The organism is uncultured Microbacterium sp. (assembly GCF_963521695.1).
In the GTDB taxonomy this organism is placed as follows: Bacteria; Actinomycetota; Actinomycetes; order Actinomycetales; family Microbacteriaceae; genus Microbacterium.
Genome location: NZ_CAUQWC010000076.1, coordinates 1 through 14,315, shown reverse-complemented (window position 1 = coordinate 14,315; position 14,315 = coordinate 1). Strand labels below are relative to the sequence as shown.

At 71.0% G+C, this 14,315-nt stretch carries 13 protein-coding genes and 1 pseudogene; all 14 read right to left on the bottom strand.

Translation table 11 applies throughout. From position 1 onward, the window contains the following. Positions 1 to 137 precede the first annotated feature (137 nt). Positions 138 to 1,217: a ScpA family protein gene (locus RWP81_RS07745; protein WP_314454414.1), complete on the bottom strand. Its 1,080-nt coding sequence runs from the start codon at positions 1,215 to 1,217 to the stop codon at positions 138 to 140. Further along, positions 1,201 to 2,103, bottom strand: a complete 903-nt coding sequence (locus RWP81_RS07740) for a ParA family protein (RefSeq protein ID WP_221189099.1) — start codon at positions 2,101 to 2,103, stop codon at positions 1,201 to 1,203. Before RWP81_RS07740 ends, RWP81_RS07745 begins: the two co-directional genes overlap by 17 nt. Positions 2,104 to 2,258: 155 nt before the next feature. Next, positions 2,259 to 3,059 (bottom strand): DUF4184 family protein, encoded by an 801-nt coding sequence (locus RWP81_RS07735; RefSeq protein WP_314454405.1) that lies wholly within the window; start codon positions 3,057 to 3,059, stop codon positions 2,259 to 2,261. A 1-nt stretch (position 3,060) separates the two neighbouring features. Beyond that, positions 3,061 to 4,374 (bottom strand): tyrosine--tRNA ligase, encoded by a 1,314-nt coding sequence (gene tyrS, locus RWP81_RS07730; RefSeq protein WP_314454402.1) that lies wholly within the window; start codon positions 4,372 to 4,374, stop codon positions 3,061 to 3,063. A gap of 130 nt (positions 4,375 to 4,504) precedes the next feature. After that, a complete protein-coding gene (locus RWP81_RS07725) occupies positions 4,505 to 5,215 on the bottom strand; it encodes a hypothetical protein (protein ID WP_314454398.1) in 711 nt (236 codons plus the stop codon). Then, the gene (locus RWP81_RS07720) at positions 5,212 to 5,859 is read right to left on the bottom strand and encodes a SatD family protein (RefSeq protein ID WP_243222572.1); all 648 of its coding nucleotides are present in this window, start codon (positions 5,857 to 5,859) and stop codon (positions 5,212 to 5,214) included. Before RWP81_RS07720 ends, RWP81_RS07725 begins: the two co-directional genes overlap by 4 nt. 51 nt (positions 5,860 to 5,910) lie before the next feature. Then, complete coding sequence (gene argH / locus RWP81_RS07715) at positions 5,911 to 7,341, bottom strand: argininosuccinate lyase (protein WP_314454394.1); 1,431 nt, start codon at positions 7,339 to 7,341, stop codon at positions 5,911 to 5,913. A gap of 9 nt (positions 7,342 to 7,350) precedes the next feature. Further along, complete coding sequence (locus RWP81_RS07710) at positions 7,351 to 8,523, bottom strand: heparan-alpha-glucosaminide N-acetyltransferase domain-containing protein (RefSeq protein ID WP_314454392.1); 1,173 nt, start codon at positions 8,521 to 8,523, stop codon at positions 7,351 to 7,353. Continuing rightward, positions 8,502 to 9,425, bottom strand: a complete 924-nt coding sequence (gene argF, locus RWP81_RS07705) for an ornithine carbamoyltransferase (RefSeq protein ID WP_314454390.1) — start codon at positions 9,423 to 9,425, stop codon at positions 8,502 to 8,504. Before argF ends, RWP81_RS07710 begins: the two co-directional genes overlap by 22 nt. Further along, entirely contained in the window at positions 9,422 to 10,639 is a 1,218-nt protein-coding gene (locus RWP81_RS07700; protein WP_314454388.1) for an acetylornithine transaminase, read from the bottom strand. Before RWP81_RS07700 ends, argF begins: the two co-directional genes overlap by 4 nt. Then, positions 10,636 to 11,538 (bottom strand): acetylglutamate kinase, encoded by a 903-nt coding sequence (gene argB / locus RWP81_RS07695; RefSeq protein ID WP_055957747.1) that lies wholly within the window; start codon positions 11,536 to 11,538, stop codon positions 10,636 to 10,638. Before argB ends, RWP81_RS07700 begins: the two co-directional genes overlap by 4 nt. Next, positions 11,535 to 12,692 (bottom strand): bifunctional glutamate N-acetyltransferase/amino-acid acetyltransferase ArgJ, encoded by a 1,158-nt coding sequence (gene argJ / locus RWP81_RS07690; protein WP_314454386.1) that lies wholly within the window; start codon positions 12,690 to 12,692, stop codon positions 11,535 to 11,537. The genes argB and argJ overlap by 4 nt, the downstream gene beginning before the upstream one ends. Further along, positions 12,689 to 13,738, bottom strand: a complete 1,050-nt coding sequence (gene argC / locus RWP81_RS07685; RefSeq protein WP_314454383.1) for an N-acetyl-gamma-glutamyl-phosphate reductase — start codon at positions 13,736 to 13,738, stop codon at positions 12,689 to 12,691. The genes argJ and argC overlap by 4 nt, the downstream gene beginning before the upstream one ends. Positions 13,739 to 14,021: 283 nt before the next feature. Continuing rightward, positions 14,022 to 14,315 (bottom strand): annotated as a pseudogene (locus RWP81_RS07680) (phenylalanine--tRNA ligase subunit beta); the annotation flags it as partial.

The following is a 14,315-nucleotide window of genomic DNA, read 5'->3' as shown; positions in this document are numbered from 1 at the left end:
CGAGCAGGACCGCCTCCAGACGACGGGCGACGGATGCCGTGTCGCTCGGGCGCGGGGCGGGGCTCGTGGCGGGCGTGGGGATCACGGCCGACGCGGGCGCGGTGTCGTCGCCCGGCGCGGCCGGGTCGGTGGTGGTGTCAGCGGTCATAGTCGGCTCCGAGGGCGGCGAGGTTGTCTTCCGACCACCGTTCGGCGGTCCAGCGCAGGGTCAGCTCCCCCAGCGGTTCGAGTTGCTCGAACGACAGCGCGGCGTGGCGGTACAGCTCGAGGATCGACAGGAACCGCGCGACGACGACCCCGGTCTCGGTGACGCCGGCGATGAGGTCGCGGAAGTTCAGGGTGCCCGCCGAGCGGAGGAGGGTGACGACGATGGCGGCCTGCTCGCGGATGCTGATGAGGGGTGCGTGCAGGTGATCGAGACCCACCGTCGGAATCTGCTTCGGCGCGAATGCCATCACGGCGAGGGCGGCGAAGTCGTTTGCGCTGAGCGTCCACTTCACCTCCGGCACGGCGCTGCGGTACTTCTCGTCGAGTCGGACGCTGCGGGTGTGCCGTCGGTCCTCGCGCTGCAGGCAGCGGGCGAACCACGCCGACACCTCTCTGAACGCCCGGTACTGCAGCAGACGCGCGAACAGCAGGTCGCGCGCCTCCAGGAGCGCCACCGACTCGGCATCCACGAGTTCTCCCTGCGGGAGGAGGCCGGCGATCTTCATGTCGAGCAGGGTCGCCGCGACGACGAGGAACTCGGAGGCCTCGTCGAGATCGCCCTCGGGACCCATCGCGCGGAGGTACGCGATGAACTCGTCGGTCACGCGGCTGAGTGCGACCTCGGTGATGTCGAGCTCCGCCCGCGAGATGAGGGTGAGCAGCAGGTCGAACGGTCCGTCGAAAACGGGAAGCGTGACGCGGAAGCCGGGTGCGGCGGCGTTCCCTTCAACGGGCTCCGCAACCTCGAGCGGGCGGTGGCTGAGCCCGTCGAAGCCACCGGACCCGGCAGGCTCAGGAACCTGGGACGAGAGGTGGCTGAGCTCGTCGAAGCCACCGGAACCCGCAGCATCGGTCCCTTCGACAGGCTCAGGGACCTCCGCCCGGAGGTGGCTGAGCGTGTCGAAGCCGCCGGAACCGGCAGCATCCGTCCTCTCGACAGGCTCGGGGACCCGAATCGCACGCTCGGGGGCCGACATGTCGGCGAGGGTGTCGTCAGGCGACGGCGCCACGGGCGACCAGTTCCCGCGCCAGCCGCAGGTAGGCCTGGGCGGCGGCGTGCTCCGGTGCGAACTCCGTGATCGGCATGCCCGACACCGAGGCATCCGGGAACTTCACCGTGCGACCGATGACCGTCTCGAGCACATCGTCGCCGAACGCCTCGACCACACGCTCGAGCACCTCGCGCGAGTGGAGCGTGCGGGGGTCGTACATCGTGGCGAGCACACCGTCGAGCTCGATCGCCGGGTTGAGCCGATCGCGCACCTTATCGATCGTCTCGACCAGCAGGGCGACTCCGCGCAGGGCGAAGAACTCGCACTCGAGCGGGATCAGCACGCCGTGCGCCGCGGTGAGCGCGTTGACGGTCAACAGCCCGAGCGAGGGCTGGCAGTCGATGAGGATGACGTCGTAGTCGGCCGCGACCTTGCGCAGCACCCGGGCGAGGATCGTCTCGCGCGCGACCTCGTTGACGAGGTGCACCTCGGCCGCCGACAGGTCGATGTTGGCCGGCAGGAGGTCGAGACCCTCGACGCGCGTCGCCACGATGACCTCGCGCGGATCGCGCTTGGTGTCGAGCAGCAGATCGTAGATGGTGGGGACGTCGTGCGTCTGGATGCCGAGACCCGCCGACAGGGCGCCCTGCGGGTCGAAGTCGATCGCGAGCACGCGACGGCCGTAGCCGGCGAGGGAGGCGGCCAGGTTGATGGTCGTCGTCGTCTTGCCGACGCCGCCCTTCTGGTTGCACAGCGCGATGATGCGGGCGGGACCGTGTCCATCGAGCGGCTTCGGGGTGGGGAACCCCTGGTAGGGGCGTCCGGTGGGTCCGAGGATGACCTCGTCCGCGCCCGTTTTCGTGCCCTTCGTGCTCGCCGACACCGAGTCTCCCGCCTTCGTCATAACGTCGTCGAGTCTAGCCGCCGCCCGCTCCCCCGCCCGGTGCACGCGCCGGACGCCGGCCCAGGTCCCCGCGCCCGTCGAAGAGACCGCCACGCACGTGCGCCCGTGCGCACAACCTCCGCGATGCGCCCACCCTCAGTCCGAACCCGCGACGCCTAACGGAGTTTGCGCGAATCACTGAGCGTGCGCATCCGCCGCACCTGCACGCCCAACGCCAGCAGCAGCGTCGCCACGCCCCACGCGGCGGCGACCTTCACCAGCACGCCGTAGATCAGGTGGGTGGGCGTGTAGTCGGTGTCGAAGCCGCCCTCGACCGCGAGGGCCGCGAGGGTCGCGGCGACCAGCGCCACCGGCAGCGATGCCCACCACATCACCCGCACGGCATCCGGAAGCACCCGGGCCGCGGGCCGAGCCGTGCGCCGCGACAGCCACCAGAGCCCGAAAACCGCCAGCCCCGCGAGCCCGAACACCCCCGAGCCGTACTGCAGCCACTTCACGCCCTGCAGCGGCCCCCACTGCTGCTCGAGCGCCGGGAACAGCGCGTCTCCCGCGCGTCCCTCGTGCGTGAAGAAGTCCCACGCGACGGCCGTGACGACCCCGAGCGCGAGCGACAGCACGAGCCACAGGATGCCGACGACTCCCCCGCCGAGCGTCTCGCGAACGGCCGCGCGGGCTCCGGCATCCCATTCCTCCGGGAGGCGGTCCGCGACGATCCGGGGCGTCAGCTCGCGCGTCGCCGGACGCAGGACGCACCGCCACACCAGCAGCAGCACGAACGCCATGACGATCGTCACCGGCAGCCACGCGAGGTCGTGGGTCACGGCGTACGACGGCACGATCCCGCGGAGGAACAGCGGCAGGTCAGGTGTCATCGCGCCGATGGCGATGGCCGCCGGCACGAGGGGCGTGCGCAGGAACGGCAGCGCGACGACCGCGTGACTGACGGTGAACGGCATGTCAGCTGAGGAACAGCCCGGCGAGGGTCTTCTTTCCGCGACGCAGCACCGAGACGCCGCCCGGAAGCGTTCCCGACACGATCGCGTCGTCGGTGGTGACCTTCTCGCCGTCGAGCGACACGCCGCCCTGCGCGATCGCGCGTCGCGCGTCGCTGAGGCTCGACGACAGCCCCGTGGCCGTGAGCGCCTCGACGACGGTGGTGCCGGCGTCCACGTCCGCGTGCGGCAGTTCGTCGAGCGCGGAACGCAGCGTCGCGGCATCCAGGGTCGTCATATCCCCCTGGCCGAACAACGCCTCGGTCGCCGCGATCACCGCGTCGGTCGCATCCGCGCCGTGCACCGTCGTCAGCACTTCGCGAGCAAGACGCTTCTGCGCGGCGCGGCGGAACGGCTCCTCCGCGACGAGACGGGCGTAGTCGTCCATCTCGTCGCGCGTGAGGAACGTGAAGACCTTGAGGCGTTCGATCACGTCGCGGTCGTCGGTGTTGAGCCAGAACTGGTACATCGTCCACGGGCTGCACATCTCGGCATCCAGCCAAATGGCATTGCCCTCGCTCTTGCCGAACTTCGTGCCATCGCTGTTGGTGATCAGCGGCGTACCGATCGCGTGCACCGAGACGCCCTCGACCTTGCGGACCAGGTCGGTGCCGCTGGTGAGGTTGCCCCACTGGTCGCTGCCGCCGGTCTGCAGCACGCAGCCGTACTGGCGGTGCAGCTCGAGGTAGTCCAGGCCCTGGAGGATCTGGTAGCTGAACTCGGTGTAGCTGATCCCGGCCTCGGAGTTCAGGCGTGCACTGACGGCGTCCTTCTTCAGCATCGTGCCGACGCGGAAGTGCTTGCCGATCTCGCGGAGGAAGTCGATGGCGCTCAGCGGCGCGGTCCAGTCGAGATTGTTGACGATGCGGGCGGCGTTCTCACCCTCGAAGCTGAGGAAGCGCTCGACCTGGGCACGGAGCTTGCCGACCCACTCCTCGACGGTCTCGCGGGTGTTGAGGGTGCGCTCGGCCGTCGGACGCGGGTCGCCGACGAGACCGGTCGAACCGCCGACGAGACCGAGCGGACGGTGACCGGCGAGCTGCAGACGACGCATGGTCAGCAGCTGCACCAGGTTTCCGAGGTGCAGGCTCGGCGCGGTCGGGTCGAATCCGCAGTAGTACACGATCGGGTCGCCCGAGAGGAGCTCTCGCAGCTCGCCCTCGTCGGTCGACACCTGCACGAGTCCGCGATACACCAGCTCGTCCCAGACGTTGTCGAAGGTCGGGTCGTTGGCGGGTGCGAGGGCGCTCACGGGCGCCGCGTCGAGGGAGGCAGACACCGGTTCAGGGTATCAGCGGGGGTGTCGGACTCCGGATGCCGCGGCGTCCCCGCACCGCGGGACTCGGGCGCGGCGGAATCTTCGTGCTCCGTGCAGCCGAAGGGACCGCGCCGGGGCTGGGGATCCGCGCTCAGCCGGGCGCGATACCCCACGCGACGAGGAACGCCGCCGCCAACGCCGTCACCCAGCTCACGAGACTGCCGATGAGGAAGTACTCCGCGCGGTCGCCGCCGTCTCCGTCGCGGGAGATCTCGGGGAAGCGCACGATGCCTTTGGCGGCGAGCACGGCGGCGATGAGCGTGTAGGCCCCCGCCAGCGTCAGAGCGAAGACGAGGATGCGCTCCAGCGGCCCGATGAGCCGGCCGCCCTTGAGCGTCGGCGCCGTGGTCTCGTCGGGTGTCTCGCCCGCGCCCATCTCCGAGCGCAGGGCGATGCGCACCACGGCGTTGCCGGACTCGAGCAGGAACACCAGGCACCCCACCACCAGCACGACCACGTCGATCGAGACGGCATCCGTCGGGCGATAGGAGGCCCACATCTCACCCAGGATGCCGGGACGCGCACGGCCGGGGGCGACCACCACGCACGCGGCGGCCGCGAGCGCGAGCAGCGCAACCGGCCAGAGCCCCGCACGGGCGGGGCCCTGCTCGGGCACGACCCAGGTCCAGATCGCGGCGACGGCCACGGCGAGCAGGCCCGCGATCACGGCGTCGACACCCGCCGCGACGACGATGAGCAGTGCCGCGGCGACCGCGTAGGCGATCCACCGGCGGGTGCGGATCATCTGGCGGAGCAGATCGACCGCACCGACGGCGAGCAGGAGGAGACCTGCCGCGATCACGCGCGGCCCTTCCGCGTGAGCACGGCGAAGCCCTCGACGAGCGCGGCCGACCCGGCCGCAGCGAGCGCCTGCGATACCGCCGATTGGCTGATTCCCTCGCGTTCGGCGAGCTCGCGCTGCGACCAGCCGAGGCAGCGCCCGGCTGTGAGCCGGCGCGTGCGCTCGCTCATCGCCGAGACGAGGTGGTCGCGCCCGAGGGCATAGGCGTTTGCGACGGCGACGGTATCGGCCATGGCGGCATCTTCTCCCTCGGAGGCGGCGATCCAGGTGCGCGCGAAGGGCGCTGTGCGTTGCTGCATCCGTTCGACGACCTCTACGGCCGCTCGTGCGGCCCACCACGCGGGCCCCTCGGGCACGGTGCGGTCGTCGAGCACGATGGGGCGCACCTCGCCCACTCCCACGCCGAAGCGGCAGTCGATGTCGTCGGGCAGGGTCAGCCGCACCAGCAGCAGCGAGGCGAGAGCGTCGTCGAGGCGGGCGTACTCGCCCTGCAGTTCGTCGCCGACCGTCGCCGTCAGCGCCTGCACGGCGACCGGCAGGTCGGCGTCGACCTGTTCGACCACCTCTGCGAGCCGGCGCTGCGCGGCGGCGCGATCGTCGAGCCGCCGGGAGGCGACGATGTCGGCGATCACGACCACGGTCACGACATAAGCCTATCGCTTATCATTTGATTTTGATAAGTGAAGAACTGATATTCAACCGATGAGTGTCCGGGCGGCTGCCTGCGCGCGGGCCACGAGGTCTTCGCGCTGCTCGCGCACGCGCTCGGGAGCCGTGCCGCCCGCACCCGTGCGGCTCGCCACGGAGCCTTCGATGGTCAACACCTCGCGCACGGCGGGGGTGAGCGACGGTGACACGGATGCCAGGAGGGCATCGTCGGCGTCTTCGAGCCCGATCTCGCGCTCCTCGCACGCCCGCACGAGGGCGCCCGAGATCTCGTGCGCGTCGCGGAACGCGACGCCCTGACGAACGAGCCACTCGGCGACGTCGGTGGCGAGCGAGAACCCCTGCGGGGCGAGCTCGGCCATGCGGTCGGTGTGGAAGCGGAGGGTCGCGATCATGCCGGAGAACGCGGGCAGGACGAGCTCGAGGGTGCGTACGGAGTCGAAGACCGGCTCTTTGTCTTCCTGCAGGTCGCGGTTGTAGGCCAGCGGCAGCCCCTTGAGCGTGGCAAGGAGACCCGACAGGTTGCCGATCAGTCGCCCGGCCTTGCCGCGAGCGAGCTCGGCGATGTCGGGGTTCTTCTTCTGCGGCATGATGCTCGACCCGGTCGAGTACGCGTCATCGAGGGTGACGAAGCCGAACTCGCGCGTGTTCCACAGGATGATGTCTTCGGACAAGCGCGACAGGTCGACGCCGATCATCGCGGTGATGAACGCGAACTCGGCCACGACATCACGCGAGGCGGTGCCGTCGAGCGAGTTCTCGGCGGGGCGCGCGAGCCCCAGACGGTCGGCGACGAGCTGCGGGTCGAGGCCCAGGGTGGCACCGGCGAGCGCACCGCCGCCGTAGGGCGACACCGAGGCGCGCACCGACCAGTCGCGCAGGCGCTCGATGCCGCGCGTGAACGCCCAGCCGTACGCCTGCAGGTGATGCGCGAGCAGCACGGGCTGGGCGTGCTGCAGGTGCGTCCGGCCGGGCATGATGGCGCTCTCGTGCGCCTCGGCCTGGGCGACGAGGGCGTCGACGAGGCGGAGCACCTCGCGGGTGATGGTGCGCGCGTGATCGAGCAGGTAGAGCCGCACCAGGGTGGCGATCTGGTCGTTGCGGCTGCGGCCGGCGCGGAGCTTGCCGCCGACGGCCGGACCGACCGTCTCGATGAGCACGCGCTCGAGGGCACCGTGCACGTCTTCGTCGCCCTCAGCGGCGACGAGCGAGCCGTCGCGCACACGGGCGGCGAGCTCGTCGAGACCGTCGTGCATGATCCGCGCTTCGTCGGCCGTGAGGTATCCGGCCGACTCCAGAGCGGCCGCGTGGGCGTGAGAACCGGCGATGTCGTAGAGCGCGAGGTCCCAGTCGAAGTGGGTCGAGCGGCTCAGCGCCGCCAGTTCGGGAGACGGTCCGCCCGAGAAACGGGCCCCCCACAGGGCGCCCTCGTTCGTCGTCTGACCGCTCTCGTGACTCATACCCCCAGCCTACCGAGGGCCGCCGACACCGCCGGAGCCGGAGCGAGAGCCCCCACCCGGCGACGCAGGACGGGCGGCGGCATCCCGTCCGACGACGAGCTTCACCACGAGGTCGATGAGCCACTCCAGCGGACCGCGACCGAGGGTGAGCGCCCACACCGTGCACCCGGCGACGAGACCCAGGGTCAGGGGCAGGAACAGCCCCGCCTCGCGGATGCCGTACAGATCGCCCGTGTCGCCGAGGAGGGCGAGGGCGACGAGGGCCCACACGACCAGCTGCAGCACGTAGGCCGTCAGGGGCATGGATCCGACCGCCCGCAGCGGCACGGCCACCCACCGCAGCGGGGTGCGGCAGATCAGCAGGCAGACACCTATCGCGGCGATCGCGAACCCGCCCGACCCGATGACCTCCCACAGCCCCGACGAGTGGTCCTCGGCGGTCAGCACGGTCGCCAGGTACGGGCTTCCCGCGACGGCGGGCGCGGTCGCGAGGGCAGCGCCGTAGCCCGCGAGCAGAAGAGCCCCGCCCGCCGTGACGAGCGCGGCCTGCACGTCGAGTCGACGCAGGTCGAGCCGCCCGACACCCATCCCGGCGAGTAGGAACGCGATCCACACCGTGAACGGATAGTTCCACCCGACCGCCGCCGCGATCTCCGCGCCCGCCCGCCCTGCCCAGATGGGAGCCCCATCGAGCACCGGCTGGATCCACGGCATCACGAGCGCGAGCACCCCCGCGGCGATGAACAGCCCCCGCGCGCGCATCCCGAGGAACGGCAGGGCCAGCACGAACAGCAGGGCGTACGCGGGCAGGATGACGTAGACCGGCACCCCGGTGGCGACCAGCAGCATGCCGATGACCCAGAGCATCGCTCCCCGCAGTGCCAATCGCGCGCCGGCGCGGGGGCGGCGCTCCGCTCCGATCGGGCGCGACCCGCCGGTCACCAGCGCGATCGAGACGCCCGCGAGGGTCGCGAACAGGATCGACGAACGCCCGTTGACCAGGGTGACCCAGGTATCGGGGTCGAGGGTGAGCCGGCGCTCGGTGTCGAGCAGGTGCGCGGCGAGCATGCCCAGCACCGCGAGGCCGCGCGCGAGATCCACGCCGACCAGCCGGCCCGGCCCGTCGAAACGGGCCCAGGCGCGACCGATCGGCGAGGTCGTCACTGCTGACGCAGAAGCCACACCAGCAACGCCTTCTGGGCGTGGAGGCGGTTCTCGGCCTCGTCCCACACCACGCTCTGCGGTCCGTCGATGACCTCGGCGTCGACCTCGTAGCCGCGGTCGGCGGGGAGGCAGTGGATGAAGATCGCGTCGCCGGCGGCCCGGGTCATGAGCTCGGTCGTGACCTTGAACCCGCCGAGATCGCGAATGCGCGCGATCTTCTCCTCCTCTTTGCCCATCGACACCCAGGTGTCGGTGACCACGACGTCGGCTCCGGATACCGCGGCCTCCGGGTCGGTCGAGAGGGTGATCGATCCTCCGGTCTCGGCGGCGATGCGCTCGGCATCCGCGATCACGTCGGCTCGGGGCGCGTAGTCCGCGGGGGCGGCGACCCGCACGTGCATGCCGGCGGTGACGCAGGCGAGCACGTACGAGTGGGCCATGTTGCTGCGCCCGTCGCCGAAGAACGACAGGGTGAGCCCCTTCAGATCGCCCTTGTGCTCGCGGATCGTGAGCAGGTCGGCGAGCAGCTGGCACGGGTGGAAGTCGTCGCTCAGCGCGTTCACCACCGGCACGCGGGTGCCGCGCGCCATCTCTTCCAGTCCCGCCTGCGCGTAGGTGCGCCAGACGATCGCGGCCACCTGACGCTCGAGCACACGGGCGGTGTCAGAGGGGGTCTCTTTGCCGCCGAGCTGACTGTTGGCGGTGGAGATGATGAGGGGCGAGCCGCCCAGGTCGGCGATGCCCACCGCGAACGACACGCGCGTGCGGGTCGACGACTTGTCGAAGATCACCGCGACGGTCTGGGGACCTTCGAGCGGCTTCTGCGCCCAGCGGTCTTTCTTCAGCTCGATGGCGAGGTCGAGGATCTCGGCCTGTTCGGCCGGGGTCAGGTCGTCGTCGCGCAGCAGATGGCGGGTCACGCGGGGGCTCCTTCGAGGATCAGGGCATCGGAGACGGTGGCGAGAGCGGCGCCGAACAGCTCGAGGAACCCGGCCACCTCGGCATCCCCGATCGTCAGCGGCGGCGCGATGCGGATGGTGTCGTCGTTCGCGGCGTTCACGATCAGACCGTGCTGCTGTGCGGCGGCGACGACGGCCTTCGCGACCGGGCTGGTGAGCCCGATGCCCAACAGAAGGCCCCGGCCGCGGACGCCGGAGATCAGCGGAGAGCCGAGCGCGGCGATGCCCTCGCGCAACTGCGTCTCGCGGCGCGCGGCGTTGTCGACCAGGCCCGCCGACTCGATCTCTTCCAACACGGCGCCGCCGACGGCGGTACCGAGGGCGTTGCCCCCGAAGGTCGAGCCGTGGGTGCCGGGGAAGAACAGATCGCTCGCGGCACCGAACGTGATGAGCGCGCCGATGGGGAAGCCGCCGCCGATGCCCTTCGCCACGGTGATGGCGTCGGGCACGATGCCGGCGTGCTGGAAGGCGAACCACGCACCGGTGCGTCCGGCGCCGGTCTGGATCTCGTCCACGATCAGCAGGGCGCCGTGCCGCTCGGTGATCTCGCGCGCGGCCCGCAGGTAGCCCTCGGGCAATTCGACCACGCCGGCCTCGCCCTGGATGGGCTCGACGAGCAGGGCGGCGACGCGCTCATCCATCGCGGCGTCGAGAGCCTCGACGGTGGCGTCGATGTGCTCGACGCCGGCCACCATGGGGAGGAAGTCGGCCTGGAGCGCCGGCTTGCCCGTGAGAGCGAGGGCGCCCATCGTGCGGCCGTGGAAGCCGCCCTTCAGCGTCAGGATGCGGGTGCGGTCGGTGCCGCGGCCGTGCAGGCGCGCGAGTTTCAGCGCCGCCTCGTTGGCCTCGGCGCCGGAGTTGCCGAAGTAGACCCGGCCCGACTCCCCCGTGCCCGCGAGGCGCTTGAGGCGCGCGGCCATCGCCAGCTGCGGGGGCGTGGCGAAGTAGTTCGAGACGTGCGAGAGCGTCGACGCCTGCTCGGTCAGCGCCTGCACGAACACCGGGTGGGCGTGGCCCAGGGCGTTGACGGCGATACCTGCGAGGAAGTCGAGGTACTTCTTATCGTCGCTGTCCCAGACGTAGGCACCCTGCCCGCGCACGAACAGGGCCATCCGGTCGCCGAAGCTGCGGACGAGGTCGCGTCCGGCGTCCTCCTGCCAGGTTGCGGTGGTCATGCGACCACCTCCGTTCCGATTCCCTTGTTGGTGAACAATTCGACGAGCACCGAGTGCGGCACGCGTCCGTCGATGATGGCGGCCGTGGGCACGCCGCCCTCGACCGCGTCGAGGCACGCCTGCATCTTCGGGATCATGCCCGACTCGAGCTTCGGCAGCATCGCGCGCAGCTCCGTCGAGGTCAGGTGCGACACGAGCGAGTCCCGGTTCGGCCAGTCGGCGTAGAGGCCGGGCACGTCGGTCAGCACGACGAGCTTCTTGGCGTTCAGCGCCGTCGCGAGAGCGGCCGCCGCGGCATCCGCGTTCACGTTCAACGACGTGCCCGGGTTGTCGAGGTCGGGCGCGATGCTCGACACGATCGGCACGCGACCCGCGGCGAGGTGGTCCAGCACGGTCTGCGGGTCGACGGTGACGACATCGCCGACGCGCCCGAGGTCGTGCTCGACGCCGTCGACGACCACGCCGCGACGACGACCTCCGAACAGGCCCGCATCCTCGCCGCTGAGGCCCGTCGCCAACGGACCGTGCGCGTTGACCTTGGCCACCAATTGCGGGTTGATCTGGCCCGTGAGCACCATGCGCACGACACCGATCGCCTCGGTCGAGGTCACGCGGTAGCCGCCGCGGAACTCACTGGGGATGTCGAGTCGGTTCAGCATCGATGAGATCTGCGGTCCCCCGCCGTGCACGACGACGGGCTTGACGCCCACGTAGCGGAGGTAGGCGATGTCGGCGGCGAACGCGTCCTGCAGTTCCTCGCTGACCATGGCGTTGCCGCCGTACTTCACCACCACCACCTGGTCGCGGTACTTGCGCACCCACGGCAGCGACTCCACGAGCGTGACCGCCCGTTCGCTGGCTTCAGCGGGATCGGTGTCTTGAAGATCGACGTGGGTCATGAGGAGTAGGCGCTGTTCTCGTGGACGTAATCGTGCGTGAGGTCGTTGGTGCGAATGGTGGCCGCAGCCGACCCGACGCGCAGGTCGACGACGAGGTCGGTCGCGCGGGGGGTGAGGTCGACGTCTTCGCGAGGGCGGTCGGGGCCGCCGACGGTGCAGACGCGCACGCCGTTCATCGACACGTCGACGTCGTAGGGGTCGAAATCCGCGTCGGTCGTGCCGATGGCCGCGAGCACGCGTCCCCAGTTGGGATCGTTGCCGAAGATCGCCGCCTTGAACAGGTTGTTCCGGGCGACCGAGCGGCCCACCTCGACCGCGTCGTCCTCGGTGGCGGCGCCGATCACCCGGATGGTGATGTCGTGGCTCGCCCCCTCGGCGTCGCCCTGCAGCTGGGCGGCGAGGTCGTCGCACACCGCGGTCAGAGCGGCGGTGAACTCGTCGGCGGAGACATGGATGCCACTGGCCCCGCTCGCCATGAGCGTCACCTGGTCGTTGGTCGACATGCACCCGTCGGAGTCCAGCCGGTCGAAGCTCACCCGGGTGGCGGCGCGGAGCGCGGCATCCGCCTCCGAGGGCTCCAGAACGACGTCGGTGGTGATGACGACGAGCATCGTCGCGAGGCCCGGCGCGAGCATGCCGGCGCCCTTGGCCATGCCGCCGATCGCCCACCCGTCGCCGGTGTGGACGGCCCGCTTGGGCTTCGAGTCGGTCGTCATGATCGCGAGAGATGCGTCTTCGCCGCCGTCTGCGGACAGTGCTGCGACGCCCTGCTCGACACCGTCGAGCACTTTGGCGCGGAACACCTCGTCGCCGGTGCCGATGAGCCCCGTCGAGCACACGACCACGTCGCCCGCGCCGACACCGAGGAGCTCGGCGGCACGCTCGGCGGTCTGGTGGGTCGTCTGGAACCCGAACGAGCCGGTGAAGCAGTTCGCACCGCCGGAGTTGAGCACGATCGCCTCGACGACGCCGTCCTTCACGACCTGCTCCGACCACAGGATGGGGTTGGCCTTCGCGCGGTTCGACGTGAACACCGCCGCTCCCACCTTGAGAGGCCCGCGGTTGACGACGACGGCGACGTCACGCGCGCCGGTCGACTTCAGCCCTACGGCGACCCCGGCCGCTTCGAATCCGGCGGCGACGGTCACGCTCACGGGGCGACTCCATTCAGGGGAAGGGCGGTGGCCTCGTCGAGGCCCAGCGCGATGTTCATGGACTGCACGGCGGCACCGGCCGTGCCCTTGACGAGGTTGTCGACGGCGGCGACCACGATGACCCGGTTCGCTCCCCGGTCGATCGCCAGCCCGAGCGAGGCGATGTTGGCACCCAGCAGGTCGGCCGTGCGCGGGAACACCCCCGCCGGAAGCAGCTCGACGAAGGGTTCGTCGGCGTACGCGGCCTCCCACGCGGCGCGGATCTCGGCATCCGTCGCGCCTGCGCGGATCGGAGCGGTCGACGTGGCGAGGATGCCCCGCGACATCGGCACGAGCACCGGGGTGAAGGAGATCCGGATGCCGTCGGCCGGGGCTCCCGCGGCGACGAGTGCCTGGCGGATCTCGGGGATGTGACGATGCGTACCGCCGACGGCATACGGGTGAGCCGAGCCGAGGATCTCGCTGGCGAGCAGGTTGGTCTTGGCGGCCTTTCCGGCACCGCTCGGGCCCACCGCGAGCACGGTGACGATGTCGCCCGGGTCGATCACCCCGGCGGCGACGCCCGGGGCGAGCGAGAGTGCGACGGTCGAGGCGTTGCACCCGGGGGCGGCGATGCGGGTCGCACCGCGGAGGTGCTCGCGCTGCTTGACACCGCCGACGGTGAGTTCGGGCACCCCGTACGCCCACGGCTCGGGGTGGTCTCCCCCGTAGAAGGTCGCCCAGTCTTCGGGCGAGGTCAGCCGATGGTCGGCGCCGGCGTCGATCACCAGGGGCGTGTCGGCGAGCGCGTCGGTGTACTGCGCCGACTGCCCGTGCGGAAGGGCGAGGACCACCACGTCGTGCCCCGCGAGCACCTCGGGTGTCGTGGCCTGCAGCTCGAGGTGGGCGAGAGAGCGAAGGTGCGGCTGGTGCGCGACGAGCGGCTGGCCGGCGCTGGAGTGCGCGGTGACCGTGCGGATCTCGACATCGGGATGGGCCGCGAGCAAGCGCAGGATCTCGCCGCCCGCATAGCCGGAAGCGCCGGAGACGGCGACCGAGAGGGTCATGTTTCTACCTTAGGAGTCGGGGCGTGTGCTGAATCAGCGTGAACCGGGGCGGCGACGCCCGCATGCCCGACCGTCGGCGGGTTTACGAGGTCGCCGAGAGTCGGCGCGTGACCCGACGTCGACGCTCGCCACCGGTGCTCACGGAGAGCTCCTCGGGGCGCACGGTGATCGACGACATGTGGCGAGGGTAGCCGCCCCGCGGGCGGGCGGGCAAATCGGCGCGGGAGGCGGGAATGCCGAAGCGCCGCACGACGAGAGTCGGCGGCGCTTCGGATGGGACGCGTCAGTCGCGGATGGCGGCGCCGAAACGCTCGGCGGCCACCGCGACGCCGGCGAGCTTGGCATCCGTCGCCTCGGCCGCGGTGAGCGTGCGGTCGTCGGCGCGGAACCGCAGCGCGAACGTCAGGCTCTTCGAGCCCTCGGCGAGCCCGGGGCCGCGATAGTCGTCGACCAGGCGCGCGCCCTCGAGGAGCGGTGCACCCCCCTCGATGAGCGCCGCGCGCACGGCGCCGGCCGCCACGTCGAGCGGCACGGTGAGCGAGACGTCCTGCGTCGCCGCCGGGAAACCCGAGAGCGA

Excerpts from the sequence above, each read along its gene's own strand:
- argC (WP_314454383.1), bottom strand. The coding sequence starts at position 13,738 with ATGACCCTCTCGGTCGCCGTCTCCGGCGCTTCCGGCTATGCGGGCGGC.
- RWP81_RS07735 (WP_314454405.1), bottom strand. The coding sequence starts at position 3,059 with ATGCCGTTCACCGTCAGTCACGCGGTCGTCGCGCTGCCGTTCCTGCGC.
- RWP81_RS07740 (WP_221189099.1), bottom strand. The coding sequence starts at position 2,103 with ATGACGAAGGCGGGAGACTCGGTGTCGGCGAGCACGAAGGGCACGAAA.
- argB (WP_055957747.1), bottom strand. The coding sequence starts at position 11,538 with ATGACCCACGTCGATCTTCAAGACACCGATCCCGCTGAAGCCAGCGAA.
- argH (WP_314454394.1), bottom strand. The coding sequence starts at position 7,341 with ATGAGTCACGAGAGCGGTCAGACGACGAACGAGGGCGCCCTGTGGGGG.
- RWP81_RS07700 (WP_314454388.1), bottom strand. The coding sequence starts at position 10,639 with ATGACCACCGCAACCTGGCAGGAGGACGCCGGACGCGACCTCGTCCGC.